A 2,191-nucleotide genomic window follows, 5' to 3' on the forward strand; every position below is an offset into this window, starting at 1 on the left:
ATTGGCGTCATTGGCCTTTGCCTCCTCGATTGCCGCCAGATCGCGGGCGCGGGTTTCGGCTTCGATCCGGGCGCGGGTTTCAGCCGCCTTGTCGGCTTGCGCGCGGGCCTTTTCGGCGCGGCGCAATGCCTCGGCCTCGGCCTTGGCGAGCCGCGCCTCGACCGCCTTGACGCCCTCGCGGTAGCCCTCGCGGTGCTCAATGCAGCCGTGGATCGGCAGAGCGATGAGCGCGGCAAGCGCAATCGCGCCGCGCACTCCGAGCAGCGCCCAAGCCTTGCGCGCGAGCGCGATGAGCGGTGACACGTCAATCATGCTGGCCTCCATCCCGGTCGCTGATCGAAACTCCATCCCGCCCGGCAGAGGCGCTCAGCCGCCGGCCCATCTGCCAGCCCAGCGCCGTCATGCCGACCAGGATTTGGACATGCGCCGCCAGCGCCAGCCAGAACACGAAACCCGGGTGATCGCGCAGCAGCCACAGGCTGACAGCGGCGAACAGTGTGAACACCACGCAGCCGCCCATCACGCCGAGAAAGGCGAGCGCGCGTCGGCCGTCATGCGTGGTGATCGGCGGGAACATCACGCCTGCCCCCGATAAAGCGCGGCCTCGGCGGCACGGCGGCGCACGAGACCTTGAAGCACCTTGCCCCCGGCGCGGTTCCAGCGGGCAAACTCGCGCGCCGCCGCGTCATAGTCACCCGCCTTGTGACGCCGCAGCAGGGTCGAACGTCCGAGCGCGCCGGTGTTGTAGTGGAAGCTCACCAGAGCATCGAATTGCCCCTGCGTGGTTGGCGCATCGCCGAGCAGATCGCGCACTTCGCGCTCGAACTGCGCGATGTGACGCTCGAAAGCCATGTCCGCCTGTTCGCGTGTCCAGATCGTCTTGGGGCCAATGCGCCCGCCGTTGAATGGGTCTTTGCCGGTGCTGCCCCAGCCAATCGTCCAGGGCTCGCCCCCGGTGCCGGGATCGGGATAGGCGGCGATGCGGCCATCGGGCAGCACGCGCGCCAGCCCCTCGAAGCGCTTGATGAGCGCGATCCCCGCCGGGCTGATGCGGCGATGCGTGACAGGCGGCAGCGGCGCATGTGCGACCGGATTTGTCGCAGGCGCAGGCGGCGGATCGGGCGGCAGGGCGTTGATCGCCTCATTCGCCGCCTTGATGCCCTCGGGCAGCGGCGGGATCGGCGCGGGCTTTTCGCGGCGGCCGAACAGGTTGGAAAGCCACTTCATCCGGCACCTCCATGGAAAAGCTGGCGCAGCAAGGCCCACAGCGCCACCACCGCCGTGGCAATCCCGGCAGCCCACTTGACAAACACGCCCGCCGTGCCCGCGACCTTGTAGCCATTGGCCAGTTCCTTGAGCGCCGGCGCGCTGTCGGCCAATTCCTTGAGCGTTGGCGCGATCTGAACCAGGTCTTGCAGCGCCCGCGCCACGTCGCGCTCGCCAAGGTGCTCAAGCGCATCAAGCGATTTGGCGATCTGCCCAACCTGCTCGGCAAGCCTGGCAAAGGCTTCGCGGTCTTCACGGGTCACTTTCCGACTCCGACTTTCCTGCGCCGCCGCTCCACCTCGAACGCCCTTTCATCCTTGCGCTTGGCCAGCACCTGCTCGGCAAGCACCTCAAGCTCCATGCCCAGCGCCTCGGCCTCGGCTGCCAGCAGCCCGGCATTGAGCCGATAGCCCGAGGCGATCAGCGCTGCCTCGATTGCCTTTTGCACATGCACGCTCGCCAGATGCTCGGGGCTGGCCAGCAGATAGGGGCAGGCTTCGCAGTCTGCCGCGCTCGCCTCTCCCAGCACCTCGGCGCCCGCGTAACCGCCAAGCTGATCCTCGCTGATGACGAGGCTCTCGCCCTGATAGATCACCTTGATCCGCTTCATCGTCCGCCTCATGCCGTGAGCACCAGACTGCCCGAGATCAGCCCGCCAACCGAAGCCCCGCCCGAACGCCGGGCGCGCAGCCGCACCTTGACCGTGCTGCCCGCCGTGACCGTTAAGGAACGGCTGAAAACGTGTGCCGAAGGCTGATTGTAAGGCACCCCTTCAGCGTCGGTGTAATTATAGGCCGTGTCAGCGACCGCCGCGCCTTCACTCACCCAGCTTGAGCCGTTCCAGCGCTCCAGCAGCACCTCGAAACTCGCGCCGCCGATGCCGGTGGTGCCATTGGCCGCGACCTGTATATTGACGCTCGCCTGC

At 67.5% G+C, this 2,191-nt stretch carries 5 protein-coding genes and 1 pseudogene; all 6 read right to left on the bottom strand.

Features of this window, described 5'->3' with window-relative positions:
• Positions 1–312 (bottom strand): annotated as a pseudogene (locus ACK41X_RS23445) (hypothetical protein); the annotation flags it as partial.
• Positions 305–577 carry a hypothetical protein gene (locus tag ACK41X_RS23450; protein ID WP_409728725.1) on the bottom strand — a complete coding sequence of 91 codons (273 nt, stop codon included), beginning with the start codon at positions 575–577 and terminating at the stop codon, positions 305–307. The pseudogene ACK41X_RS23445 and the gene ACK41X_RS23450, both read right to left, overlap by 8 nt.
• Positions 577–1,227 (bottom strand): lysozyme, encoded by a 651-nt coding sequence (locus ACK41X_RS23455; protein WP_409728728.1) that lies wholly within the window; start codon positions 1,225–1,227, stop codon positions 577–579. The genes ACK41X_RS23450 and ACK41X_RS23455 overlap by 1 nt, the downstream gene beginning before the upstream one ends.
• On the bottom strand, positions 1,224–1,529 hold the full coding sequence (locus tag ACK41X_RS23460; protein ID WP_409728731.1) for a hypothetical protein: 306 nt from the start codon (positions 1,527–1,529) through the stop codon (positions 1,224–1,226). Before ACK41X_RS23460 ends, ACK41X_RS23455 begins: the two co-directional genes overlap by 4 nt.
• Positions 1,526–1,876 carry a hypothetical protein gene (locus ACK41X_RS23465; protein ID WP_409728734.1) on the bottom strand — a complete coding sequence of 117 codons (351 nt, stop codon included), beginning with the start codon at positions 1,874–1,876 and terminating at the stop codon, positions 1,526–1,528. Before ACK41X_RS23465 ends, ACK41X_RS23460 begins: the two co-directional genes overlap by 4 nt.
• Before the next feature lie 8 nt (positions 1,877–1,884).
• Positions 1,885–2,191, bottom strand: a 307-nt coding sequence (locus tag ACK41X_RS23470; RefSeq protein WP_409728737.1) for a hypothetical protein, incomplete at its 5' end; no start/stop codon positions are given.

The organism is Pseudorhodoplanes sp., assembly GCF_046289595.1.
Classification (GTDB): domain Bacteria; phylum Pseudomonadota; class Alphaproteobacteria; order Rhizobiales; family Xanthobacteraceae; genus Pseudorhodoplanes.